The sequence below is a fragment of the Dokdonella sp. genome (genome assembly GCF_019634775.1).
Lineage (GTDB): Bacteria > Pseudomonadota > Gammaproteobacteria > Xanthomonadales > Rhodanobacteraceae > Dokdonella.
This window is the reverse complement of the sequence record NZ_JAHCAS010000001.1, coordinates 1468145-1492672: the sequence shown is the minus strand read 5'-3', so window position 1 is coordinate 1492672 and position 24528 is coordinate 1468145. Positions and strand designations below refer to the sequence as shown.

The 24528-nt window shown below is 67.1% G+C and carries 15 protein-coding genes; 9 read left to right on the top strand and 6 right to left on the bottom strand.

The window, feature by feature from the left end:
- Positions 1 to 10: 10 nt before the first annotated feature.
- Positions 11 to 304 (bottom strand): hypothetical protein, encoded by a 294-nt coding sequence (locus KF907_RS06360; RefSeq protein ID WP_291219119.1) that lies wholly within the window; start codon positions 302 to 304, stop codon positions 11 to 13.
- Positions 304 to 1665, bottom strand: coding sequence for a tryptophan--tRNA ligase (locus KF907_RS06355; protein WP_291219117.1), 1362 nt, complete (start codon positions 1663 to 1665; stop codon positions 304 to 306). The genes KF907_RS06360 and KF907_RS06355 overlap by 1 nt, the downstream gene beginning before the upstream one ends.
- Positions 1666 to 1760: 95 nt before the next feature.
- Here KF907_RS06355 and KF907_RS06350 point away from each other — a divergent pair, with 95 nt between their 5' ends.
- The 3 genes from KF907_RS06350 to KF907_RS06340 all read left to right on the top strand — a co-directional run bounded on the left by KF907_RS06350 (position 1761) and on the right by KF907_RS06340 (position 12173).
- On the top strand, positions 1761 to 2582 hold the full coding sequence (locus KF907_RS06350; RefSeq protein WP_291219115.1) for a hypothetical protein: 822 nt from the start codon (positions 1761 to 1763) through the stop codon (positions 2580 to 2582).
- A 346-nt stretch (positions 2583 to 2928) separates the two neighbouring features.
- Positions 2929 to 5712: a DUF7933 domain-containing protein gene (locus KF907_RS06345; protein ID WP_291219114.1), complete on the top strand. Its 2784-nt coding sequence runs from the start codon at positions 2929 to 2931 to the stop codon at positions 5710 to 5712.
- Positions 5713 to 6821: 1109 nt separating this feature from the next.
- A complete protein-coding gene (locus KF907_RS06340) occupies positions 6822 to 12173 on the top strand; it encodes a beta strand repeat-containing protein (RefSeq protein WP_291219113.1) in 5352 nt (1783 codons plus the stop codon).
- Positions 12174 to 12463: 290 nt separating this feature from the next.
- Here the strand turns inward: KF907_RS06340 and KF907_RS06335 are convergent, their stop codons facing one another.
- Positions 12464 to 14038, bottom strand: coding sequence for a DUF1565 domain-containing protein (locus KF907_RS06335; RefSeq protein WP_291219112.1), 1575 nt, complete (start codon positions 14036 to 14038; stop codon positions 12464 to 12466).
- Complete coding sequence (locus KF907_RS06330; protein ID WP_291219110.1) at positions 14035 to 15624, bottom strand: right-handed parallel beta-helix repeat-containing protein; 1590 nt, start codon at positions 15622 to 15624, stop codon at positions 14035 to 14037. Before KF907_RS06330 ends, KF907_RS06335 begins: the two co-directional genes overlap by 4 nt.
- 329 nt (positions 15625 to 15953) lie before the next feature.
- Between KF907_RS06330 and KF907_RS06325 the strand changes: the two genes are divergently transcribed.
- The 5 genes from KF907_RS06325 to KF907_RS06305 all read left to right on the top strand — a co-directional run bounded on the left by KF907_RS06325 (position 15954) and on the right by KF907_RS06305 (position 21377).
- Positions 15954 to 16958, top strand: coding sequence for a sulfate ABC transporter substrate-binding protein (locus tag KF907_RS06325; RefSeq protein ID WP_291219108.1), 1005 nt, complete (start codon positions 15954 to 15956; stop codon positions 16956 to 16958).
- Positions 16959 to 17078: 120 nt separating this feature from the next.
- Positions 17079 to 17918, top strand: coding sequence for a sulfate ABC transporter permease subunit CysT (gene cysT, locus KF907_RS06320; protein ID WP_291219106.1), 840 nt, complete (start codon positions 17079 to 17081; stop codon positions 17916 to 17918).
- On the top strand, positions 17915 to 18775 hold the full coding sequence (gene cysW, locus KF907_RS06315; RefSeq protein ID WP_291219105.1) for a sulfate ABC transporter permease subunit CysW: 861 nt from the start codon (positions 17915 to 17917) through the stop codon (positions 18773 to 18775). The genes cysT and cysW overlap by 4 nt, the downstream gene beginning before the upstream one ends.
- Positions 18772 to 19797 carry a sulfate/molybdate ABC transporter ATP-binding protein gene (locus tag KF907_RS06310; RefSeq protein ID WP_291219103.1) on the top strand — a complete coding sequence of 342 codons (1026 nt, stop codon included), beginning with the start codon at positions 18772 to 18774 and terminating at the stop codon, positions 19795 to 19797. The genes cysW and KF907_RS06310 overlap by 4 nt, the downstream gene beginning before the upstream one ends.
- 248 nt (positions 19798 to 20045) lie before the next feature.
- Complete coding sequence (locus KF907_RS06305; protein ID WP_291219102.1) at positions 20046 to 21377, top strand: M12 family metallo-peptidase; 1332 nt, start codon at positions 20046 to 20048, stop codon at positions 21375 to 21377.
- 119 nt (positions 21378 to 21496) lie between these two features.
- Here KF907_RS06305 and rocF read toward each other — a convergent pair whose 3' ends face one another.
- Entirely contained in the window at positions 21497 to 22417 is a 921-nt protein-coding gene (gene rocF / locus KF907_RS06300; RefSeq protein ID WP_291219101.1) for an arginase, read from the bottom strand.
- 153 nt (positions 22418 to 22570) lie between these two features.
- A complete protein-coding gene (locus KF907_RS06295) occupies positions 22571 to 23296 on the bottom strand; it encodes a response regulator (protein WP_291219100.1) in 726 nt (241 codons plus the stop codon).
- A 325-nt stretch (positions 23297 to 23621) separates the two neighbouring features.
- Here KF907_RS06295 and KF907_RS06290 point away from each other — a divergent pair, with 325 nt between their 5' ends.
- Positions 23622 to 24353 (top strand): DUF937 domain-containing protein, encoded by a 732-nt coding sequence (locus KF907_RS06290; RefSeq protein ID WP_291219099.1) that lies wholly within the window; start codon positions 23622 to 23624, stop codon positions 24351 to 24353.
- Positions 24354 to 24528 lie beyond the last annotated feature (175 nt).

The following is a 24528-nucleotide window of genomic DNA, read 5'->3' as shown; positions in this document are numbered from 1 at the left end:
GCGGACCCACTCAGCGCGACCACAGGCGCGCACGCACCAGCACGGCGACCAGCAGCACGCCGAGAAAGGCGCCGTAGATCGCGGTGGATGCGGCGACCTGCTTCCAGATCGAGCTGCCGATACCCTCGTTGATGTCGTGCCAGTGCAGCATCGCGGCGATGCAGGCGGCGAGCGCACCGATCATCACGACGAGGTCGTACAGTCGCCGCGCACGCGTGCGCGGCAGCCTGCGCGGGAACGACCAGTAGGCCCACAGCAGGATCGCGAACCACGGCGCGAACAGGACGATGGCGAGCCAGCGCATCAGGACTTCTTCGACCGTTTCTCGGCTTCTGCCGCCGCAATCAACTGGATTGCCCGGCGAATCTCATCCGGTTTCGCCTGATAGCTCACTAGATCACCTCGAACACCAATCCAGTTCGCGTCCGTCGCAAAGGAGTTAACCGCATCGATCAAAGCGGACATCGTCTTGACGTCCAGTCCTCTGGTTTCTATCAGGGTCGTGCCCTCCTCGTCGACGAGGCGAGCGTGAGCCAATCCATTCTCGAGATACCGCTTCCACTGCGGACGCTTCTTCGCTTTCGTGACAGCAGGTTTCTCCGAGGATGAGATCGAGATCTGCGCAAGCGGTCGCCCGATTCCGACGGTTGCCCGCAGGGCCTCAAGGAGGGGGGCGCTGCGTTGACGTGCCTTGCGTGCCCCATCCTGCAGACGGTCCTCGATCTCGTCTGGCTTTGCCATCAACGCTTCGTAACGCTCGCGCGGCGCACCGAGTTCGTGGTCAATTTCCTCGAAAAGCTTCTGCTTGACGAAAGCCCAGCCGACTCCACCCGCAAGAGCCTCGCGCATGGACCGGGCCGACTCCTCGCTGGCGAAGGCCTGGTAGATCGCGAACAGGTTCGACGTGTCGGCATCCTTCGGCTCGCCGGGTGCGCGCGAGTCGGTGATGATGCCGGCGATCGCCTTCTTCAAGTCCTTCGGCGGCAGCCACAGCGGGATCGTGTTGTCGTAGCTCTTCGACATCTTGCGGCCGTCGAGGCCGGGCAGGGTCGCGACGTTGTCGTCGACGGCCGCCTCGGGCAGCACGAACGGTTCGCCCTTCGTGCCGGTCGCCGTGCGGAAGGCATCGCCGTACAGATGGTTGAAGCGCTGCGCGATGTCGCGCGCCATCTCGATGTGCTGCACCTGGTCGCGCCCGACCGGCACCGAATGCGCGTTGAACACGAGGATGTCGGCGGCCATCAGCACCGGGTACATGAACAGGCCGGCGCTGATGCCGGCGTCGGCGTCGATGCCTTCGGCCGCGTTGCGGTCGACCGCGGCCTTGTAGGCATGCGCGCGGTTGAGCAGGCCCTTGCCGGTCACGCAGGTCAAAAGCCAGGTCAGTTCGGGGATCTCGGGGATGTCGGACTGCCGATAGAAGAACGCGCGGTCGGTGTCGAGGCCGAGGGCGAGCCAGGTCGCGGCGATCTCGAGGCGCGAACGGGCGACGCGCGCCGGGTCCTCGCATTTCACCAGCGCGTGGTAGTCGGCGAGGAAGTAGAACGACTCGACGTCGTCGCGCCGGCTCGCCGCGATCGCCGGGCGGATCGCGCCGACGTAATTGCCGAGGTGCGGGGTGCCGGTCGTGGTGATGCCGGTCAGGGTGCGGATCTTCGTGGACATGACGAATCGGGTTTGTGGGGCGCGCAGTCTAACCCCGCAGCACACGATCAGGCGTTGAACACCTCGCCCAACCCGACCCAATCCGGAGGTGTCCCATGCGTGCCCTGATCCGTGCTGCCGCCCTTGCCCTCGTCCTCGCCGCGCCGCTGCCGGCACTGGCCGGGCGCCTCGTCGATGTCGAGATCGTCGACCGCGACACCGGCATGACCCTGCCGACCGTGCGCCACGACGGGCGCTCCTACATTGCCGGCAAGCCCGGCCATCGTTATGCGGTGCGCCTGGTCAATCGCACCGGCGGACGTGTGCTGACCGTGCTCTCGGTCGATGGCGTCAATGCCGTCACCGGCGAAACCGCCTCGCCGATGCAGAACGGTTACGTGCTCGATCCATGGGAATCGACCGAGATCAACGGCTGGCGCAAGAGTCTCGACGAAATCGCCCAGTTCAACTTCACCGCCCTGCCCGACAGCTATGCCGCGCGCACCGGCCGCCCGGCCAATGTCGGCGTGATCGGCGTGGCCGTGTTCGAGGAACGCATCGTGCGTCGGCCGCCGCCACCGCGCCATCCGGCCATCGCGCAGCCGGCGCCCCCCATGGCCGCACGTGACTCTGCCGTCGAAGGCCTGGCCAAGGCCGAGTCGGCACAGGAATCGCACGCCGCCGGGGCGCCGCCGGCGGCGCGCCCTGCAGCACCGCGCGAACGACTGGGCACCGGTCACGGTGAACGCGAGTGGTCGCGCGTGGCCACCACCACCTTCCAGCGTGCCACCCTGCAACCGGCCGAGCGCATTGCCATCGAATACGACAGCCGCACCAACCTCGTCGCCCGCGGCATTCTTCCGCAGCACCCGATCGCGCAGCGCGCACCGGACCCGTTCCCCAACGGCTTCGTCGCCGATCCGCCGCGCTGGCGCTGAGCGACGGGCCAGATGGTCGCGGGTGGGCGCATCCCGCTCGCGACCTGCCTCACCAGGCGGTCGATGTCGCTATGCAGTACGGAATCGAACTGGTTTGCCGATGAATCCTGTGCCACGCCAGGCGGTGGCGTGCGATCGAGTCGTGCGCGACCTCTACCTGTCTTGCAACCGTGGGGAGCACGGATTGCATGACGCAACCGCTGCAGGGGACATCATGCAAACCCGGATTACCGCGACGGCGGTCTTCGCCGTGCTTCTGTTTCTGTCGTGCGCCGCCACCGGTCACGCCACTTCCGCCACGCAAGGCTACTGGCAGGATGTCCCAGCGCGCCCCCTGCCTCCCGGCGTGTCCGCACCAGACCAATACCGCCTGCTCGATCTCGACGTGACCGGCCTGAAGAGGGCGGTCGCACAGGGCGAAACCCGGCTCGCACTGCCGGTGCCGGATGGCGGGTTCATCGAGGTCACGCTGGAGGATTCCGGCGTCATGCCGCCCGAACTGGCGGCTCGGTACCCGCAGATCCGCAGTTTCCGCGGCCAGCACAGCGACGGTACGCGCGTGCGCGTCGATATTTCCCCGCTCGGCGTCAACGCCATGGTGTTCGCCAAGGCCGGCATCTGGCTGGTGCGTCCGGTCCAGTTCGGCGACGGCGGCGACTACATCAGCTTCAAGCGCACCGATGTCGCCTCGCAGCGCGAGCCGTTCGACTGCGACGTGCACAACTTCGATGCCGCGCATGCCTACAGTCCCGACGAGATCGCCACGACCACCGGCACAACCAAGCGCAGCTACCGCGCCGCCGTGGCCGCGAACCGTTTCTACGTGCAGGCGCTCGCCGGCGCCAATCCGCCGACCGTGGCGATCGGTCTCGCCGGCGTCGTCGCTGCGATGAACCGCGTCAACGAGGTCTACGAGAACGACCTTTCGATCCACATGAGCCTGGTACCGAACAACGACCTCATCATCTATCCCGACGCCGCCAGCGATCCGTACTCGAACGGCACCGGCGCGCTCAACCAGAACACCGGCAACCTCAACACCGTCATCGGTGCGGCGAACTATGACATCGGCCACGTCTTCACGACCGGCAGCGGCGGCGTCGCCGGCCTCGGCGTGGTCTGTACCAGCAGCAAGGGTCGCGGCACGACCGGCCTCAGCAACCCGGCCGAACTCGTCAGCGACATCTTCTACATCGACTATGTCGCCCACGAGATGGGCCACCAGTTCGGCGCCAACCACACCTTCAACAACAGTTGCGGCGGCAACCGCTCGGCCAGTTCCGCCTACGAGACCGGCAGCGGCTCGACGATCATGGCCTACGCCGGCATCTGCTCACCGAACCTGCAGTCCAGTTCCGACGCCTATTTCCACGCGCGCAGCCTGCTCGAGATAGGCAATTTCACGACCACCGGCTCGGGCAGCACATGCTCGGCCAATACGGCCAACCACGCCGCGCCGGTGCTTGACCCGCTGAGCCCGTACACGATCCCCGCGAGCACGCCGTTCGCCCTGACCGGCAGCGCCACCAGCGGCTTCGGCAGCCCACTGACCTTCGCCTGGGAGCAGTACGACCTCGGCTCGGCGACAGTCGACATCAACGTCGACCCGGGCAATGGCCCGATCATCCGCTCGTTCATGCCCACCGAGTCGCCGGTGCGCACCGTGCCGCGCTTTTCGAACCTGCTGGCCGGCACCTCGAACGTCGGCGAGATCCTGCCGACGACCAACCGCAACCTGAGCTTCCGCCTGACCGTGCGCGACAACGCACCGGGTGGCGGCACCTCGGAAAGCAGCGACATGGTGCTGACGGTCAACAACAGCGCCGGCCCGTTCGCGGTCACCAATCCGCCCGCGGCCGTGACCTGGGATCATGCCGGCGGCAGCGGCACCGCCACCGTCACCTGGAACGTAGCCAACACCAATGCGGCGCCAGTCAACTGCGCGAACGTCGACATCGACATCCACACCGGCGGCGACTACGCCAGCAGCACGGCGGTGCTCGCCACCGGCGTGCCGAACAGCGGCAGCGCGACCGTCAATATCCCGAATGTCGCATCGACCACGGCACGCGTGCGCGTGCGCTGCTCGGACAATATCTTCTTTGCACTGAACCCGGGCAACTTCACCATCCTCGGCGAGGACCTGATCTTCGCCGACGGTTTCGAAACCGGCTTCGTGCCGTTCGACCCGCCGACCCTGGCCAAGGCCTTCGCACCGGCCTCGGTGGCAACCGGCACGCCGAGCACGCTGACGATCACGCTCGCCAACCCGAACGCGACCGTCGCCACGCTGACCGCGGCGCTGACCGACACCTTCCCGACCGACCTGGTCGTCGCCACGACCCCGAACGCCGCCACCACGTGCATGTCCGGCTCGGTGTCGACCACCAGTGGCTCGGTCACACTCGCCGCCGGCGCGCAGATTCCGGCCTCCGGCAACTGCACGGTCACGGTCGATGTCGAGTCCGCCACCGTGGGCAGTTACGCAAACACGATCGCCGCTGGCGCGCTGCAGACCGATGTCGGCGACAACGCCTCGGCGGCGAATGCGACGCTGACGGTCACCGGAGCGACGCCTTTGCCGGCGTTCTTCAACAGCGCGCTGACGACGGCCAGCCCGACGTTCGACAACCCGCAAGGCGCCACGGGCCTGCAGTACTACTGTGCGCAGCAGTTCACGGTGGACGCCAACGGCAGCTACACGATCGAAACGACGTCGCCCAACACCAGCGGCACGCCGTCGAACGCACTCGACACCTTCCTGCGCCTGTATGCGAACGCGTTCGACCCGGGCACGCCAGCCACCGGCATCGTGGCGTCCAATGACGACTTCTCCGGCACGCTCACCGTGTTGCCGGGTCCGTATACGGGCACGATCACGGCGACGACGACGGGCTTCTCGGGTGCGCAGCCGGGTTCGCGCATCGTGCAGACGCTGGCGACAGGGACGACCTACATCGTGGTCAATACCAGTTACCGGGCGACGACCTATGTGGGCACGGGCACGAACGGCCAGGCGGTCGGCCCGTACTACACGGGCATCAACGGCCCGGGCAACGTGAACCTGGTGGGTTCGACCTGCACGTCCGCACCCGAGCTTGCCTGGCCGGTGACGCCAATCACACGCTGACGGCGAACTCGACCAACGCCCTGCCGACCGGACGCGCGGTCACGGCCGACGCCGAACCAGGCGACGACGTGCCCGCGCGGTGCGGTGAAGACCGCGTCGGCCGGCAACGACCTCCCGGCGGCAACGGCGAGCCTCCGTTCGCTTGCCGCCGGCCAACCGAACCTCGACACCGGCTTCGGGCAGGTTTCGCCGCCAGTCCGCTCGGTACGCGGCAAGGTTGGGGCGCAAGCGGTTCGGTAACGGCGACGACCCCGTCCGCAGCATCGGCGTCAGGTGCGCAGCACCTCCGTGACACCACGACCATCCTCGGCGCCACTGCGACACTGGGCGCAATCGGGGCCGCCCCCGGGCGTCGGCACCTCGGCGACTCCGTGATGGGCACGATACTCAGCCCCCTTGTGCGGGCGACGACCATCGCGAAGGAACTCGATCGGGACATTGCTCGTTCGCCACACGGATGCCGCATCGCACAATCAATTCAGTGCGCGAACTGGCATGCCACCGGTTTGCGGTGTGGGCTTTGCAACGGTACGTGCGTGCGACTCACGCCGCGTTGCGGACCTTGCGGATGTCACCCTGCCATTGGAAACCGAAAGGTTGGGGCCGCCCTGTGCGGGCGCAGCCCGGTGTTGCGCCGGCTCGGCGGACGACCAGCCTGTCTTCGCCGTCGCGCCTTGACCTGTGCCCGCAAAGGACGCTGACGCCGTCGCGGAATGGAACAGAGCATCCCTTGATGGCTTCACGACACGGTTGGCGGCTATGGCGTTCGCCACGTGGCTGAGCCTATGATCACCAACCCGCGTCACCGACACGGGTTGCCTGACGCGCGCGATGGGGGCACCGCGGTCAGGCGGGCAGCACCGCCAGGGGAACGAACGACCCGTGGCCTGCGCCACACGCTCCCTTCAGCGTTTCGTCGGGTCTTGGGGGCACATATCCATGATTCTCGCCGTGCACCGTCAGGCATACGCCACGACACGCCGGGTCAGCCCGGCCATGTCCGGCAACGATGATGCGCATCTGCTCCAAGGGGAGTCCTCCGGCCCTGCGTCGACTTGCGCGACGCATGCACGCGACTGCCGTCACCAAACAGCCAAGGGGAATATCGAATGAGAAGTTCACTGAAGGCCGCCGTCGGCCTGGCCTTGTCGTGCCTGCTCGGCAGCGCCGGCGCATGGGCGCAGGGCGTTGAAATCGCCGAGGCGATCGGCAAGCAGGGCAGCATCCTGCCTGAAACCGCGGGCAAGGTCATCGAACCCGAGGCGCAGGCAGCCAGCGCCAGCGCGCCCGATGCCGTGATGGTCGCGTCGAACTATGCGTTCGCGACCACGACGACGGGTTCGCTGACCGACATGAGCACGGGCACGACCCAAGTGGTTGCGCCCAACGCGGACGACACCGCCTCCGCAGTGACCAGCATCGGCTTCGATTTCATCTTCCAGGGTGTGCGCTACACGCAGTTCTCCACCAACTCGAACGGCGCGATCCGCCTGGGCCCTACGGCCATACCCGGCGGTTCGCCATACCAGCCCCTGGCCGTGGCAAACCAGGCCAGGCTCACCGCCTACGGTGCCGACCAGCGCGTTCATTTGAGCGGCAAGGTTCACTACAGGCTCGACGGCACGGCGCCGAACCGCGTGCTGGTGATCGAATACCTCAACATGCAGTCGAACTGGAACGCCGGCGGCACGGCGGACCTCACCTACCAGGTGCACCTGCACGAGAGTAGCGGCGTCATCGATTACGTCTACGGTGCCATGAACATGAGCACTGCCGGCGCCAGCAACGGCGACTCCAATGATCCGCAGTTCGGTTTTTCGTCGAGCAACACCGCCGGTACCGTCGGCTCGGTGACTGCGGCACAGAGCGGCACGCCGGACCCGACCTTCAACGGCGCCTCGGCGACGCCGGTCAACAACCTGTACACGGCTGGCCCCATCACCGTGCTGACCTCGGCTGCCGACGGCTCGCGACGCACCTTCAGCTTCACGCCACCCGTGGCTGCCGCACCAACCAACCTCAGCTTCAGCGCGGTCACCGCGACGGGAATGACGCTGCAGTGGGATGATTCGCCGAATGAACTCTCGTACGAGATCTTCCGTTCGACCGACGGCACGAACTACACGTCCGCCGGCACGGTCGCGCAGGATGGCACGAGTTTCATCGCGACAGGGCTCGCCCCGAACACGACCTATTTCTGGCAGGTCGTCGCCTACTCGGAAGGCAACGCAAGCGCACCGCTCTCCGGCTCGCAGGCCACCAATCCACCCGGCAACATCGTCTCGACCGCCGCCGGCGGCAACTGGAGCGATCCGGCGACCTGGGTCGGCAGTTCCGTTCCGACCGACGGTGACAACGCCACGATCGCCAACGGCGCCACCGTCACCATCGACACCGCCGCCGTGGCGCTCAACGTCAATGTCGGCACCGGCGGCACGCCGTCGGCCCTGCTGCAGTGGGATTCCGCCACCGCCCGCACGCTGACCGTTGGCGCCAACGTGACGATCGCCTCGAACGGCCGCTTCGCCACGCAGGAAACCGGCGCCATTACCGCGCACTCGCTGTCACTGGCCGGCAACCTCATCAACGACGGTGAGCTCGATTTCAGCACCAACGGCAATACCGCGGGCGCGGGCATCTCGTTCACGGGCGCCAACAGCGCCAGCTTCGGCGGCAGCGGCACCACCACCGACGTGCGCGCCGTCACCGTCGCCAAGGGCGCGATCGCCAACGAGCTGACCCTGAATCCGGCCAACCTCAGTGTGCGCGGGGTCGACACCGACGTCGCCGGCTTCCTCACCCTGACCAGCGGTACGCTGCACATCGCCGGCACCTTCACCGCCACCAACCGCCTGTTCACCACGGCCACCTACACCATTCCGGCCACTGGCGGCTTGTGGCTCGACAATCCCAACTTCACCGTCGCCGCCACCGCGTCCGGTACGACCACCAACAACAATGGCCTGCTGCGCATCAGCAACGGCACCTACAACATCGGTGTGACCGGTGCGGACGGCATGGGCGGTGGCGCCGGCGCCGCGTTCATCATCGAGGGTGGCACGATCAACGCGACCCGCATCGATCCGCAGAGCGCAGTGAGCTGGAACCAGTCGGGCGGTACGGTCAATGTCGGCGTGGTGGCGAACACCCGGGGTTTGTACGGCACGTTCGAGCTATTTTCCTCGACGTCGTCGTTCAACATGAGCGGCGGCACGATCAATCTCGTGCAAGCCTCGGCTGCCGCGAGCAGTCCCACCGATTTGCAGGTCCGGTCGGGCTCGTTCGCGTCCACCGGCGGCGTCATCAACATCGGCACGGGGGCGACGGCCACCAACTTCAACTTCCGCATCCTCGGCAACGTGCCCAACGTCGTGATCGACAACACGTCGAATCCGAAGACCGCGACGGCAATTGGACAGGTCAATCTGCGAGGCGCGACGACGATCAGCACTGGTTCGACCCTGGTCATCAACGGCCAGGTCTGCCTCGTCTTAGGGCCGACGTTCACCAACAACGGCACGCTGACCGGTACCGCCGCAGCAACGCGTTTCTACTTCCTCGGCGGGCAGGGAGCGACGACCTACGCAGGCAGCGGCACGGTCACCGCGCCGTTGACGGCATTCGAACTCGACAACGTCGACGGCGTGACGATCGATCCTGCGGTCAACCCGATCATCGCGACACGCTTCAACAACTTCAGCGGCGGCCTCACCGGCTCGGGCAAGCTCACCCTCGGCAATGGCGGCACCACCACGGCCGTGGTCCAACTCGGCGTGGCCGCTGCGTCGCAGCCGGTGCTCGGCTTCGACGTGGCGCCGGTGTTCAACCCGGGTAGCGGCGGCGTCATCAACATCTATGCCCAGGAGATCTCCGCACGCACGACGGGCGTGGAATTGCCACCCTCGCGCACGCTGACGACCTTGAACGTGTCGAACACGAACGGCGTGACGATCGACGGCGGCGACCTCACGATCGTCGGCACCGGAGCCGGCGCGCTGGCCCTGACCGACGCCCCCGTCACGACAGGCGCCAATACGCTGTATTTCAACACCACCGCCGGCACTGTCACGCGCACGCTCGCCGGCCGCGTCATCGGCAACTTCAAGAAGGCCTACGCCGCAGCCGGCAGCAAGACCTTCGAGGTCGGCACGGCCAACGGCTACTCGCCGGTCGTGGTGAATGCGACCACCGGCACGTTCCCGGCCGATGTCACGGTCAGCGCGATCCAGGGCGTGGCGCCGACGATCTTCCCGCCCGAAGATGCAATCACCCGCCATTGGCAGATCACTGCCGACGACATCGACGAGGCCGACCTGACCTTCAGCTACCTCGATCCGACCGACCTCGGCAGCACCACCGAGGCCGACCTGCTGGTTCATCGCCGCGACGGCAATGCGTTCACCAACCTCGGCGGCACGATCAACACGACGGCCAACACCGCTGCCGTGACCGCTGTCGACGACTTCGGCGTGTTCACCCTTGCGCTGGATGGAGTGACCTCGGTCGACCAGGCCGACCTGCAGATCACCAAGACCAACGGTACCAGTGACGTCATGGCCGGCACGTTGACCACCTACACGATCGTCGCCAGCAACCCGAACGGGCCGCAGGACATGATCGGCGCCACGGTCGAGGACACGCTCCCGGCAGACATCACCTGCACCTGGACCTGCGTCGGCACGGATGGCGGCACCTGCACGGCCAGTGGTTCGGGCGATATCAACGACACGGTGAACCTGCCGGTCGGCGCTGCGGTGACCTATACCGCGGTCTGCGCGGTCGACGCCGCGGCAACGGGGAGTCTGGAGAACACCGCCACGATCGCGCTCCCGACCGGCGCCGTCGATGCGAACTCGAGCAACAACACCGCCACCGATACCGACACGATCCTGCCACCCGAGGCCGACCTGTCGATCACCAAGAACGACGGCGTCAACTCCGTTGCGCCAGGCCAGAGCACGACCTATACGATCGTCGCCAGCAGTGCCGGACCGTCGGACGTGACCGGTGCAACGGTGACCGACACCTTCCCGGCCGACCTGACCGGTTGTACCTGGACCTGCTCCGGCAGCAACGGTGGCAGCTGTAGCGCAAGTGGATCGGGCAACATCAGCGAATCGGTCGACCTGCCGCCGGGTGGTTCGGTCACCTTCCTTGCCACCTGCACGGTGTCGCCGAGTGCCACTGGAACAGTGACCAACACCGCGACCATCGCAGCCCCGGCCGGCTACACCGACCCGAGCGGCAACAACAGCGCGACTGACAGCGACTCGGTGCAGCCCTCGGCCAACGTCGAGTTGCTGATCCTCAACGATCTCGACTACGTCCAGATCGGCGACGTGGTGAGCCTGACCGTGATCGTGCAGAACGCGGGACCGAGTGCAGCCTCATCGGTGGCGATCGCCGGCACTGTTCCGCCGGAACTGGGCTTCTTCAGCTGGAACTGCATCGGTCTTTCGGGGGGTTCCTGCGGTGCCGCCAGCGGCATCGGCGCATTCAACACGACCGCCAGTCTGCCGGCCGGCGCCAGCGCGATCTACACGGTGCAAGGCAAGGTGGTGTCCGAGGATGCCAGTGGCAACGTCGGCTTCTCGGCGACCGCCACCGTCGGCGGCGGCGTACTCGACCCGAACCTCGGCAACAACACCGACACCTGGTCGGCTGCGGTCGTGCTGTTCCGCAACGGTTTCGACTGCACGGTCGGTCGTGGCGGCATCGAGACGGAAGGCTGCGATCCGGTGGAACCGCCGGACTACGCCACCGGCTTCGAGGCGCCGGACTACAGTGTCGGCAACCTCAATACCCAGCAGGGTTGGGGCGGCCAGTTCGGCAACTGGCTGGTGTCGACGGCCAACCCGCTGGCCGACGCCCAGTCCGTGCGTGGCCTGTCCGATGGCTTTGGCGAGTCGTTCTCGCTCTCGCCAACCCAGCCCGCCGGCACCGAAGCCTATTCGTACGCCAGCGCGCGCATCGCCATCAGCAACACCGGTACCGGATCGACCTGGCAGTTCGCGCCGCAGGACACCGGCGTCGGCCTCGTGATCACTCGCGTGCGGTTCGTGCGCGGCACGCATGCAATCGAGGTGCTGCAGGGCAATCCGTCCGCCTTTGTGACGATCCCGTCGGTGACCTGGCCGGATGCCACGCCATTCGACATCAAGGTGATTACGCGGCGGTCCGATGGCGAGATGCAGATCTGCCTGGACGGCACCTCGATCTTCACCGGCACGGCGATCAGCACGATGGTCGACGCCCGGGATACCCGCAACGTCGCCATCATCAGCGCGATGGAATCTGGCTCTGCCGGCAGTACGATGGATTTCGACAGCGTGGTGATCGACAACACCGAGACCGGCGGCTGCGGTTCCGGGCGCGCCGCGCCGCGCCTGGAGGGGCTGACGGGCAGCGAGTACGGCGACCCGAGGGCACACACCGCCGATTTCGGCTCGGTCCGCCAGTAGCACCCACCAACTCCAGCCGGGACGTTCGCGTCCAGGCTGGAGCGAAGCAAAGCGAAGGCCGGGGGCAACCCCGGCCTTCGGTCTTTTTGCGGGAGCGGATTTGCGCGGGTGCTTGTGAAACGAACAATCGCGCACGGGGTGCTGCTGCGGCATTCCTCCCTCCACGGGAGCGCGCATAGGAGACCCTTCAGGGGTGATGCCTGTCGATACGATCCGGAAAACAAGAGCATCGCCCGTGAACGGGCTCCTGCATCCGAAATCTTCCACGCCGGAGCCGCAATGGGGATGGATCAGCGCATCACCACCTCGAACCCGTCCGCGAATATCCGGTCACTCCCCGGACTGCGACTGGCCTGCGGCGTGTTGCCGTAGGCGCCGAGGTTGATGCGTCCACCGTTGGGAGCGGTTTCCCACGCATGGTCGGACATGGGATCGCCGGCATCGATGCCCGGGCTGTCCACGGCATCGGTCACCCAGCCACCCGGAGTGAAACGGCCGGCCGTCGAGCGCAGGTGGTAATCGCCCGTGGAAGCATCGGCAAACAGCGGATCGGCGCTGAAGTTGCCGTTGCCCGGCACCTGCGTGATCGACCAGGTGATGCTGAAGCCGCCACCGGAGAGCGTGCTGAATTCGCGGCTGTTGCCGTGAAAGATGGCGTTGCGGAAGCTGGCCTGCGAGCCGTCCTCGATCACCACCGCCGCACCGTCCGGCGCGGTATCCGGACACAGGTGGTCGGCCACCGTGACGTTGTCGATGGCGATCATCGACGGCCCGCCGGGACCGCCATCGATGTAGATCGCCGCGCCCGAGCGCCCGCCATTGGGACACAGGTTGCGATGGATCAGATCGTTGCGCATCGTGCCGGTCGCACCTTCGTCCCAGAACACGCCGGCACCGGTGGTCGGAGCGTAGTTGCCGGTGATGACGTTGCCCTGCATCTGCGCATCGGCCGCAGCCACCAGTACGCCGCCGCCCCAGCCGTAGCCCTGGGTCGCGCCGGTGACGTTGCCGCGCACGATGTTGTCGGCGAGCACGGTGCTCGCCGAGACGTAGATGCCGCCGCCGTGGTCGTGGTGGCCTATGTTGTTTTCCACCAGGTTGCGGCGCAGTTCGGCCTGCCGTCCAGTAACGTTGATGCCCGCACCCTTGCCGGCCTGGTTCTCGCGCACGGTGTTGTGCTCGATGCGGATGGTGCCGGTCGCGCTGCCCCAGCTTTGCGTGTAGGTATGGATGCCGCCGCCGCGCGTATCGGCGCTGGTGTGCTGGTTGCTGAAGTTGCCGTGGATCAGGTTGTGCGAGATGACGATGCCGCCATTGCCGTGCAGCGTGGCGTAGACACCGCCGCCGTGGCCGTAACCGTTGCTCCAGTCATTGCCCAGGCCGCGTCCGCGGGTGATGGTGAAGCCGTCGAGCACGCTGGTCTGGCCGGAGTCCAGATGCAGTTGCACGGCAGGGTTGGCGAGGCCGCCGTCGATGATCGAGACATGGCTTCCGGCATCACGGACGGAAAAATCGGCATTGAAGCCACCGAGCAGGGTCAGGTGCTTGCCCGATCCGTTGTTGAGTGATCCCAGCGCGACATTCTCCGCGTACGTTCCGGCCGCCACCTGCACGATGTCGCCGGCCTTGGCGGCGGCGATCGCGGCATTGATGCCGGCGTAGGGTGCTGCCGTCGAACCATTGCCACCTGGCGCGGCACCGGCACGCACGCACAGCACGGCGGCGAGGGTGGCGCTGGTGCCGGTGCAGGCGTGGGCCTGTCCGTTGTCATGCCCGTCCGGGCCCTTGCCGAAGTAGGCCGATACGGCGAGCGGCAGCGCGGCGATTGCCGGGGCGAGACCCGCGATGACTCGACGCGCGCTCATGGAACGACAGTCTCGAAGCCATCAGCAAACACGATGTCGTTGCGCTCGAACGCACCGAGGTCCGGTGCGCCATCGTCGGGGCGCGGCTGGCCGGAGGCGGGGTACAGGTACTGCGCGCTGACGCCGTGGCCGGCGGCGATCACGTCGGGATGCAGGGCCATGCCGACATCAAGCGCATCGCTGCCAGCGTCGGGCATGAACCCGTTGCCCGTTTCATCGACGAAACCGGGAGCGTTGGCAGGGTTGGTCATCACATTGCCCAGGCCGGTGATCGTGCCATCCGGGGTGATGTTGTCGCGCCACAGCGAGAGCGTGGGCGAGGCCCAATTCACGCCCAGATGCAGTTCGCCGGACTGGTGCATCCAGGAAAAATCGGTCGGTGCCGCAGCAGGCGTCCAGGCGCGCAGGTACACGAGGTTGTTGCGTGCATCCACCCGCTCGTCGTTGGTGGAAATGTCGAACAGTATCTTGCGCCACGCACCACCCGGTCCTGCCTGGTTTGTGCGCACGACCACCGTGTTGTGGAAGAAGTACAGCGTGCCCTTGCGATAACAGGTCAGGGCGGGATCGTAGTTGCCGTCGATGTAGCAGCCGCTGTCACCGCCGTAGTGCACCAGATACCCGGGGCCGTCCGGATCGCTGATGATGACATTGCCGTAGACGAAAGCGCGGCGGTATTCCGGAAGGTTCCCGACCATCGGCCAGCTCTCCTGCGCCTCCACCAGATCGATGCTGCGTGCACCGCCCTCGAAGAAGTTGTATCGCACCACGGTGCCGGTTGAACGGTCCTTCAGATTGCCACCGCCCGAACCGGTACGCAGCGGGCCGAAACGGTTGAACTGGATGGTCATGCCCACCGCCTCGGTATAGAGGTTGTGGTGCCGGTCGTAGGCCACGCTGACGGTTCCGTTGCCGTACAGATGGGAATACTCGACAAGGATGTTGCGCGAAAGTGTCTGCTCCTCGCCGCCGGACGCCACGAAGAGGCCGTTGCCGTTGCCCTCCAGGACCACGTCACGCACGGTGATGTGCTCGCCACGCTCGACGAAGATGCCGGCGGCATTGGCAGCATAGCTGCGCACGTTACCCGTGGATGCCGTGAACGTGTATTCGTGGAAGGCGTGACGGATATGCAGGCCGGCGATCACGATGTGGCGCGGCTTGTAACCCCAGTCATCACCGATGCCCCAGCTCACGTGGATCAATCCGCGTACTTCGCCTTCGCCATTGGCCGGGCGATAACCCATCGTCGGGCGCGTGGTGGCGTTTTCGCCATCCAGCACCGGGCGCTGGCCGCCCGGACCGGACACTCCGCAGACCATGATGGGCTGTACGGCAGTGCCCTGTCGGCGCAGCAGCAACTTTTCCCGGTACGGCTCGGCGCGCCAGTGGATGCGCACCGTGTCGCCTGCGTTCAAGCCCTCCCACGGCACCGCGCCGATACTCGCGTAGGCTTGGCCGGGGCCGACTTCGTACAGCGTGCCATTGCCGCCGTGGACGCAATCGGGAACAGCCGAACCAGCCGCTTGTGCGCCACATGCGACGACAGCGCTCAGGGCAAGGGCGAACAGGCGATGCAAGCTCATGATGGGCCTCAGGATCGGGACACGGAGCGTGCAGCAGCTGCCACGCCACGTCGGCCATGCATATCACGGGAAAACGCGCTGGCGCGGGCCATCACGTGGGGATGTTCCGATCAATCCCACAACGGCGTCACCGCCCTGTGCGGGCGCAGATCAAGGCGCGACGGCGAAGGCAGACTGGCCGTCTGTCGAGCCGGCGCAAGGCCGAGCTGCGCCCGTACAGGACGACCCCAACCTTTTGATTCCCAATGACGGGGTTGCTCGGAACAACCCTAACCTTTTGCCAACCTCCGGGCGCGCACAATCGGCAGCCGACGTCACGACAGGGCGCCATGCGAATGTTCCGAACCTTCCGCCACGTGCTGGCGTTTGCCATCCTCGCAACGACGGCGTCGGCCGCCGACATCACCCTGCTCAACGCGTCCTACGATCCGACCCGTGAGTTTTATCGCGGCGTCAATGCCGCATTCGCCGCGCAGTGGCAGCAGGAGCACGGCGACCGCGTGACGATCCACCAGTCGCACGGCGGCTCGGGCAAGCAGGCGCGCAGCGTCATCGATGGCCTGCAGGCCGATGTCGTCACGCTGGCGCTTTCCTACGACATCGACGGCCTGCACGAACACGGCGGCCTGGTCGCCGCCGACTGGCAACAGCGCCTGCCCGACAACAGCGCGCCGTACACCTCGACGATCGTGTTTCTCGTGCGCAAGGGCAATCCGAAGCATCTGCGCGACTGGGATGACCTCGTCGGCGACGGCATCCGCGTGATCACGCCGAACCCGAAGACCAGCGGCGGCGCGCGCTGGAACTACCTCGCCGCCTGGGCCTGGGCGAGGCATCGGTTGGGCAGCGACGAGGCGGCGCGCGATTTCGTGGCCAGGCTCTACCGCAACGTGCCCGTGCTCGACACCGGCGCACGCGCGGCAACCACCACCTTCGTCGAGCGCGGCCAGGGCGACGTGCTCCTGGCCTGGGAGAACGAGGCCCTGCTCGCCGCGCGTGAGCTCGGCCAGGACCGCTTCGAGATCGTGGTGCCCTCGCTCAGCATCCTCGCCGAGCCATCGGTCAGCGTGGTCGACAAGGTCGTCGACCGGCGCGGCACGCGCACGGTGGCCGAGGCGTATCTGCGCTTCCTCTACACGAAACCGGGCCAGGAACTCGCCGCGAAGAACCACTACCGCCCGCGCGATGCCGAGATCGCCGCAAAGTACATCGCCGATTTTCCGCCGCTGACACTGCTGACCGTGGACGAAGCCTTCGGTGGCTGGTCGCAGGCACACCGGGACCATTTCGCCGACGGCGCTTCGTTCGACCGCATCTATCTGCCGGGCCGATAGGAGCCCGTTCACGGGCGATGCCTTGCCGAACCACAGCGCAGGCCTCGCGACAATCCGCTGCGCCACCCGGGGCCCATGATCCCGCACAATGCCCCCCATGACCCTCGACGCACGCCCCACATGCGCCTCGTCCGACGCCAGGCCCTGCCCGGTTTCGGCCTGACCCTCGGCCTCGTGCTGAGCTGGCTCGGACTGATCGTGCTGCTGCCGTTGGCCGCGCTCGTGCTGAAGTCGGCAAGCATCGGCCCGCACGAGTTCTGGGCGGCGGTAACCTCGCCGCGTGCGCTCGCGGCCTATCGCGTGACGTTCGGCTCGGCCGCGCTGGCCGGCCTGGTCAACCTCGTGTTCGGCACCCTGCTCGCCTGGGTGCTGGTGCGCTACCGCTTCCCCGGCCGCACCCTCATCGATGCCCTCGTCGACCTGCCGTTTGCCTTGCCGACGGCAGTTGCCGGCATCACCCTGACCGCGCTCTACGCCGCGAATGGCCCGCTTGGCCGCTGGACTGAGGCCGCCGGCTGGCAGGTCGCCTACACGCCGAGCGGCATCGTCGTCGCCCTCGTCTTCGTCAGCCTGCCGTTCATCGTGCGCAGCGTGCAGCCGGTGCTGGAAACGCTGGAACCGGAAATCGAGGAAGCCGCGGCGACACTCGGCGCCGGCCGCCTCACCGTGCTGCGCAAGGTCGTGCTGCCGGCCTTGTGGCCGGCGATCCTGGCCGGTTTCGCGCTGGCCTTCGCGCGTGCGATCGGCGAGTACGGTTCGGTGATCTTCATCGCCGGCAACATGCCGATGGTCTCGGAGATCGCGCCGCTGCTGATCGTCGCCCGGCTCGACCAGCGCGACTACGGCGGTGCTTCGGCGATCGCCGTGGTCGTGCTCGCCGCTTCGTTCGCAACGCTGCTGGCACTCAATCTCGCCCAGTTGTGGCTGGTGCGCCGGCGCTCCGCAAAGGGGGGACGATGAGGCCCGCCGCAAAACGGGTGCCCGCGCTGCGCGATCCATGGTGGCTGGCGCTGCCTCTCGTTACCGTCGCACTCGCCTTCGTCGCACTGTTCCTGCTGCTGCCGCTGGTCGCCGTGTTCGGCTATGCCTTCGAGAAGGGCTGGGGCGTGTTCGCCGCCGCGATCGGCGATGCCGACGCACGCGCGGCGATCCGCCTGACCCTGCTGGTTGCGGCGATCAGCGTACCGGCCAATCTGGTCTTCGGCGTGGCCGCGGCCTGGCTGGTGACGCGCTTCGAGTTCCGCGGCAAGGGCGTGCTGGTGTCACTGATCGACCTGCCGTTCGCGGTGTCGCCGGTCATCGCCGGCCTGGTCTGCGTGCTCCTGTACGGCCTGCACGGCTGGTTCGGCGAATGGCTCGCCGAACGCGACCTGCACGTCGTTTTCGCCGTGCCGGGCATCGTGCTGGCGACCGTGTTCGTCACCTTTCCGATCGTTGCTCGCGAGCTGATCCCGCTGATGCAGGCGCAGGGCGACGAGGAGGAACAGGCCGCACGCACGCTCGGCGCCTCGGGGCTCGCCATGTTCCTGCGCGTGACCCTGCCGAAGATCGGCTGGGGCCTGCTCTACGGCGTGGTCCTGTGCAATGCGCGCGCGATGGGCGAATTCGGCGCGGTGTCGGTCGTCTCCGGCCATATCCGCGGCCTCACCAACACCATGCCGCTGCACGTCGAGATCCTCTACAACGAATATCAGGCAACCGCGGCCTTCGCGGTCGCCGCCCTGCTGGCCGTGCTCGCCCTGGTGACGCTGGTGCTCAAGCAGGTGATCGGCTGGCGCATCCACCGCGCGACCACCGACCCGGGGCAGGACACATGAGCATCGAGGCGCGCCACATCCACCACCGCTACGGCTCGGCTGCCGCCCTCGACGGCGTGGATCTCACCGTCGAATCCGGTGAACTGCTCGCCCTGCTCGGCCCTTCGGGCTGCGGCAAGACCACGCTGCTGCGCGTGATTGCCGGCCTCGAGTTCCCCGATGCCGGCTCGGTGCATTTCGAGGGCCGCGACGTCAGCCGGCTCGGCGCGCGCGAGCGCCACGTCGGCTTCATGTTCCAGCACTACGCACTGTTCCGCCACATGACGGTGTTCGACAACGTCGCCTTCGGCCTGCGCGTCAAGCCGTTCTGGCGGCGCGACAAGCGCGCCGAGATCGCGCGCAAGGTGAGCGAGCTGCTCGACCTCGTCCAGCTCGGTGATTTCGCCCGCCGCTATCCGGCGCAGCTTTCCGGCGGCCAGCGCCAGCGCGTCGCCCTCGCCCGTGCACTCGCCGTTCAGCCGGAGATCCTGCTCCTCGACGAACCCTTCGGCGCACTCGACGCGCGCGTGCGCGGCGAACTGCGGCGCTGGCTGCGCGGCCTGCACGACCGCATCCACGTCACCAGCGTGTTCGTCACCCACGACCAGGAAGAAGCCTTCGAACTCGCCGATCGCATCGCCGTGATGGACGCCGGGCGCATCGTCCAGCTCGCCGACCCCGAAACGCTGTACACGCAGCCGGCCAATCCTTTCGTCTGTCGTTTCCTAGGCGAGGTCAACGAGTTGCCCGCAACCCTGCACGCGGCGTGGAGTGGAGTCACCGACGCTTCCACGACCGCCTTCGTGCGCCCGCACGACCTCGGCTTCGTGCGCGCGCACGGCGATTCGGGCCTGCGCATCGACAGCGTGCGCGACCTCGGCCCGGCCCTGCGCATCGAAGCGCGCCACCGTGACCTCGAACGCCCGATCGTCGCCAGCATCGAACGCGACCGCCTCGCCGCCGCGCCCGTTGCGGTCGGCGACTCCGTCGAACTCGCAGCGCGGCGGTGGGTGCTGTTCAGGGATGGGCAGCGGCTTTCCTGAGCCCGCGTCGCGCTCCAATCTTCCTTGTGTGAGAACCTTCTGTCGGAGCGACTTCAATCGCGATCCTTCCCACCCCCGCACCGGAATCCAACCCGAAACCATCGCGAGTGAAGTCGCTCACAGCAGCAGCAAGGCCTGGTTGGTGGAACGCGGCGCGCATTTGATGGAAGATCGGAAAGTACCGTGAACCCCTGCATCTTCCGCGGGCAACGCCTCGCCCAGGCTTGCGGACTCGTCTGGAGAACGCCATGAAAAGGGTCTTCGCCACATTGCTGCTTACCTTGTTTGCACTGGAGGCGCTTGCCGCGCCCGGCACGGTCACCCTCGGCGCCAGCGACATCGCGCGCCTGACGCGCGCACCGATCGGTACCAGCGTGGAACTCGCCGAGTTCCCGGTCGGGCCCGGCCTGCTCGCAGCGGTGCGCTTTGAGCGCGTCGACATCTATGCACCTGGCGCACGCATCATCGAGATGAGCGCCTCCGGCGAACGCGAACTGCCACGCAGCAAGCACGTCCAACTGATCGGCGCCAGCCTCGACGGCAGCGCACGCATCGCGCTCAGCATCGATCCGGCGACCGGCGCGCTGTACGACAGCCTCGGCAGCAGCACGGCAAGCGGTGGTTTCGTACTGCGCTCGACGAAGGCCGGCGGCGGCTACGCCTTCGAGGCGATCGATACCAAGGCCGCATTGCCGCCCGGTGTCGTCCTCGACTACGCCGACAACGTCGATCATGTCTCGGCGCCCGATGCCGAAGTCTCGTTCCTCGACCACCTCGGCGCGCCGCCGACCACGGCCGCCAGCACGCCGGCCAGGCTTGCGGTGCTGGCCATCGATACCGACACCGAGTTTCTGGAAAAGCGCTTTTCCAACAACACCGCGCAGGCGGTCGACTGGATCGCGACGCTGCTCGTGCAGATCAACCTGATCTACCGCAACGACCTCGATGTCCTGCTCCTGCAGGGCACGACCCTGTTGCGCGTCGGCACCGATCCGTTTTCGAACACGGACACGCCGGCGAGCCAGGCCCAGCTGATCGAGTTCGGCAACTGGTGGTCGGCCAACCAGGGGGCGGTGCCGCGCTCGTTCGCCACCCTGCTCTCGGGCAAGTCCTCGAGCGGCAATTCGGCCTCGGGCATCGCCTGGGTAAACCGCTATTGCGCAACCTCCGGGAACGGCGGCAGCTACAGCGTCAACCAGGTGTTCTGGAATCCGGACATCGGAGCGGCCTCGAATACTTTCCTCGTCGCCCACGAACTGGGCCACAACTTCGGCGCCTCGCACACGCATTGCTCGAACGCTACGACAGGGGCCTATCCGACCGCGACGAACACGATCGACCAGTGCTATGCCGGCGAATCGGGCCAGGGCTGCTACGGCGGCGCCACCAGTTGCCCAAGCTCCGGCCCCGGCGCGCCGAAAGGCACGCTGATGAGCTATTGCCACATCTCGCCGTCAGGCTGCATGTCGAACGTGTTGCAGTTCCATCCGACCCATGTGACCCAGGTACGCGCGCGCATCACGGCGAACACGCCGAGCTGCCTCGTGTCCGAGGTGATCTTCGCCAACGGGTTCCAATAGGAAACGCGTACGGGAAACCGCTTCAGCCGCGATGCTCCTTCTGCACAACCCCTCAAGGAAGGAGCATCACGCCTGAAGGCGTTTCCTGCGGAGCATCAAACTCCTCGCGTCGACATGCATCAGTCCCGCATCAGGGTGCTCTTGCCGAACAGGCTCTCGACGAGGTCGACGGCGAGGATCGCGGTGCGGTTGTGGTCGTCGAAGGCCGGGTTGAGTTCCATGATGTCGAGCGAGCCGAGGCGGCCACGGTCGGCGATCATCTCCATGCAGAGCTGGGCCTCGCGATAGTTCGGGCCGCCGGGAATCGTCGTGCCGACGCCCGGCGCGATGCCGGGATCGAGGAAGTCGACGTCGAAACTCACATGCACGTGGGTGTTGTCGTCAATGTCGGCGAGGGCTTCCTCCATCACGCGCTTCATGCCGATCTCGTCGATGTAGCGCATGTCGTAGATGTCGAGGCCGTGATCGCGCACGAGGCGCTTCTCGTCGGCGTCGACCGAGCGGATGCCGATCTGGCGGATATTGGAAGGCAGCATCGCCGGCGCGCTGCCGCCGAGTTCGGTCAGCTCGCGCGGACCGAGCCCGCACAGGCAGGCGACCGGCATGCCGTGGATGTTGCCCGAGGGCGTTATCGCGCTGGTGTTGAAATCCGCATGTGCATCGAGCCAGAGCACGAGCAGGCGCTTGCCGTGTTCGCGGCAATGCTGGGCAACCGCGGTGATCGAACCGATCGCCAGGCAATGGTCGCCACCAAGCAGGATCGGCAGGCGCGCGTCATCGAGCTCGCGCCGCACTGCCTGCATGACCTGGCGGTTCCAGATCTCGACCTCGACCAGATGGCGATAGCCGGCCTGCGGTGGCGTCCACGGATTCAAAGGCCCGCCGAGGTTGCCGCGATCCACGACATCGAGTCCGCGCTGGCGCAAGGCCGCTTCGAGCCCGGCAACGCGCAGCGCCTCGGGCCCCATCGACGCGCCGCGATGGCCGGCACCGATATCGGTCGGTGCGCCGACCAGGGAAACGGGTGGAAAACGCTGCATGGCGCCTCCGTGGTTGCGAAAGGCGCCGAGGATAGCGCGGCTGGTGCACGATTGCCGCGCGTCGATGCCACGATCTCGCGCGCCGCGCCCGCTGCATCAAGGCCTTGGGATGTTCCGATCAATCCCGCAGTGGCATCACCGGCCTGGGCGGGATCACCCGCAGCGTTCCTCGCGCCGCCGCGCCTCGACGCAATCGCGCAGGACCGCATGCAGACGTCGCACCGGTTCGCGCTTGCACAGACAGGCGTCGCAGCCGCGCTCGCTCAGCCGGCGCCGGATCGTGGCGTCCTCTTCGCTCGAATAGCAGATCAGGACCGTGCGCGTGAATCCCGGCTCTTCGCGCACCAGGTCGAGGATGTCGTGCGCGGTGTGCGTGCCGAGGTGATAGTCGATCACGATCGCATCGCAGGGCCAGGCGGCGGCCGCTTGCCGGAAAGATTCCACACGCTGGATGTGCATGACCTCGCAGCCCAGGCCTTCGAGGCCCGCGCGGGTCATCAAGGCCTGTTCGAGGTCATCCTCGACGAGGATCACGCGCAGGCCACGCTCGACGACCGCGTCCGTTGCATCGATCGCGGCGGAGAGCTGGGCCAGGACCGCATCGACGTGCGGGGCGAGTTCGCCGACCAGATCGGCGGAATCAGGGAAGGTGGCAATGCAGTCATCGGCAGCGCGGGCGGCAGCGCCAAGCCGCGCATACCCGTACGACGAGGCCGAACCGGCCAGGCGATGCAGCAGCGTGCACAGCTCATCACGCGTGGCATCGCTGCCCGGCTGCTCGCGGAAGTTGACCCAAGTCCGCTGCAACAGCTCGCGCTTTTCCGGCAGCGAACCTTGATAGCGCTCACGCAGCCGGGCCAGGCCTTGGTCGGAATTCATGATCTGCCACCGGATGGATTCGATCCGACATGCAGCCTACCGCGTCGCGCCGGCAGCCAGCGGCCCGTGTGACGATGTTTGGCAGTGCGCACAAAGTTCACAAGCCGCCACCCGCCGGGCGCCGTGGCGCGTGCTAAAGATGCTCTGATCCATTCCACAACGGCGTCACCGTCCCGTGCCGGCGCAGGTCAAGGCGCGACGGCGAAGGCAGACTGGTCGTCTGTCGAGCCGGCGCACGCCGCGCTGCGGACCTCGCGAAGTCATGACGCCATTGTGGAATGGATCAGAGCATCCCCAACCTAGCCTTCCTTTCGGAGCCCATGCCATGAGCGACCTCACCAACAGCATCTTCCAGCAACTTGACCAGTCCCACATCGAATCGATTGCCGGTCAGCTCGGCATCGACCCCGGCCAGGCCGGCGATGCGATCCAGCAGGCCTTGCCGTTGCTGATCGGCGGGCTGGCCCGCAACAGCAACACGCCGCAGGGTGCCGAATCGCTGTTCGGCGCGCTCCAGCGCAACCATGCCGGCATCGATGTCGGCGGCCTGCTCGGTTCGATTTTCGGCGGGGGCGGCGGCAGCGCGCGTTCATCCAGCGCCGACATCGGCGCCGTGCTCGGCGCCGTGCTCGGCGGCAGTGCGGGCGGGCGGACGGCGGGTGGCGGAATGGGCGACATCCTCGGCGCCGTGCTCGGTGGTGGCGGGTCTCCGGCGAGCAATGGCGCGGGCATCCTCAGTCACATCTTCGGTGGCCGCCTCGGCCAGGCCCAGCAGGGACTCGGCCAGACCACCGGGCTCGGTGGCGCCGGCGCCGGCCAGTTGCTGGCGATGCTCGCCCCGCTGGTCATGGCCGTGCTCGGCAACATGACGCGCAAGCAAGGCCTCGACGCCAACGGCCTGAGCGGCGTGCTCGGCCAGGAGCGCAACCGCCTGCAGCAGGGCGGCGTCGGCAGCCTGCTGACCGGCGTTCTCGACCGCGATGGTGACGGCGAAATCGGCCTCGACGAGATGATGCAGGCCGGCGCCGGCCTGCTCGGCATGCTCGGCAAGCGCTGAGCACGCACGGCAGCGCCCCTGGAGCGGCCCCTACGAAGCACATGCGCCGCGGGAGTCCGTTCACGGGCGATACGCGCGTACCCATCCGCCACGCAAAGGCACCGGCCTGCCGAGCCCGGACAGGTATGACCAACGACCTGTCCGGCGGCACGGCGAACCCGTGCTGGCAGCACCG

What these genes read in the sequence shown, in the direction of transcription:
- KF907_RS06330 (WP_291219110.1), bottom strand. Translation starts at nt 15,624, where the DNA reads ATGAGCTTGCATCGCCTGTTCGCCCTTGCCCTGAGCGCTGTCGTCGCA.
- rocF (WP_291219101.1), bottom strand. Translation starts at nt 22,417, where the DNA reads ATGCAGCGTTTTCCACCCGTTTCCCTGGTCGGCGCACCGACCGATATC.
- KF907_RS06310 (WP_291219103.1), top strand. Translation starts at nt 18,772, where the DNA reads ATGAGCATCGAGGCGCGCCACATCCACCACCGCTACGGCTCGGCTGCC.
- KF907_RS06295 (WP_291219100.1), bottom strand. Translation starts at nt 23,296, where the DNA reads ATGAATTCCGACCAAGGCCTGGCCCGGCTGCGTGAGCGCTATCAAGGT.
- KF907_RS06350 (WP_291219115.1), top strand. Translation starts at nt 1,761, where the DNA reads ATGCGTGCCCTGATCCGTGCTGCCGCCCTTGCCCTCGTCCTCGCCGCG.
- cysT (WP_291219106.1), top strand. Translation starts at nt 17,079, where the DNA reads ATGCGCCTCGTCCGACGCCAGGCCCTGCCCGGTTTCGGCCTGACCCTC.
- KF907_RS06355 (WP_291219117.1), bottom strand. Translation starts at nt 1,665, where the DNA reads ATGTCCACGAAGATCCGCACCCTGACCGGCATCACCACGACCGGCACC.
- KF907_RS06335 (WP_291219112.1), bottom strand. Translation starts at nt 14,038, where the DNA reads ATGAGCGCGCGTCGAGTCATCGCGGGTCTCGCCCCGGCAATCGCCGCG.
- KF907_RS06305 (WP_291219102.1), top strand. Translation starts at nt 20,046, where the DNA reads ATGAAAAGGGTCTTCGCCACATTGCTGCTTACCTTGTTTGCACTGGAG.
- cysW (WP_291219105.1), top strand. Translation starts at nt 17,915, where the DNA reads ATGAGGCCCGCCGCAAAACGGGTGCCCGCGCTGCGCGATCCATGGTGG.
- KF907_RS06325 (WP_291219108.1), top strand. Translation starts at nt 15,954, where the DNA reads ATGCGAATGTTCCGAACCTTCCGCCACGTGCTGGCGTTTGCCATCCTC.
- KF907_RS06340 (WP_291219113.1), top strand. Translation starts at nt 6,822, where the DNA reads ATGAGAAGTTCACTGAAGGCCGCCGTCGGCCTGGCCTTGTCGTGCCTG.
- KF907_RS06290 (WP_291219099.1), top strand. Translation starts at nt 23,622, where the DNA reads ATGAGCGACCTCACCAACAGCATCTTCCAGCAACTTGACCAGTCCCAC.
- KF907_RS06360 (WP_291219119.1), bottom strand. Translation starts at nt 304, where the DNA reads ATGCGCTGGCTCGCCATCGTCCTGTTCGCGCCGTGGTTCGCGATCCTG.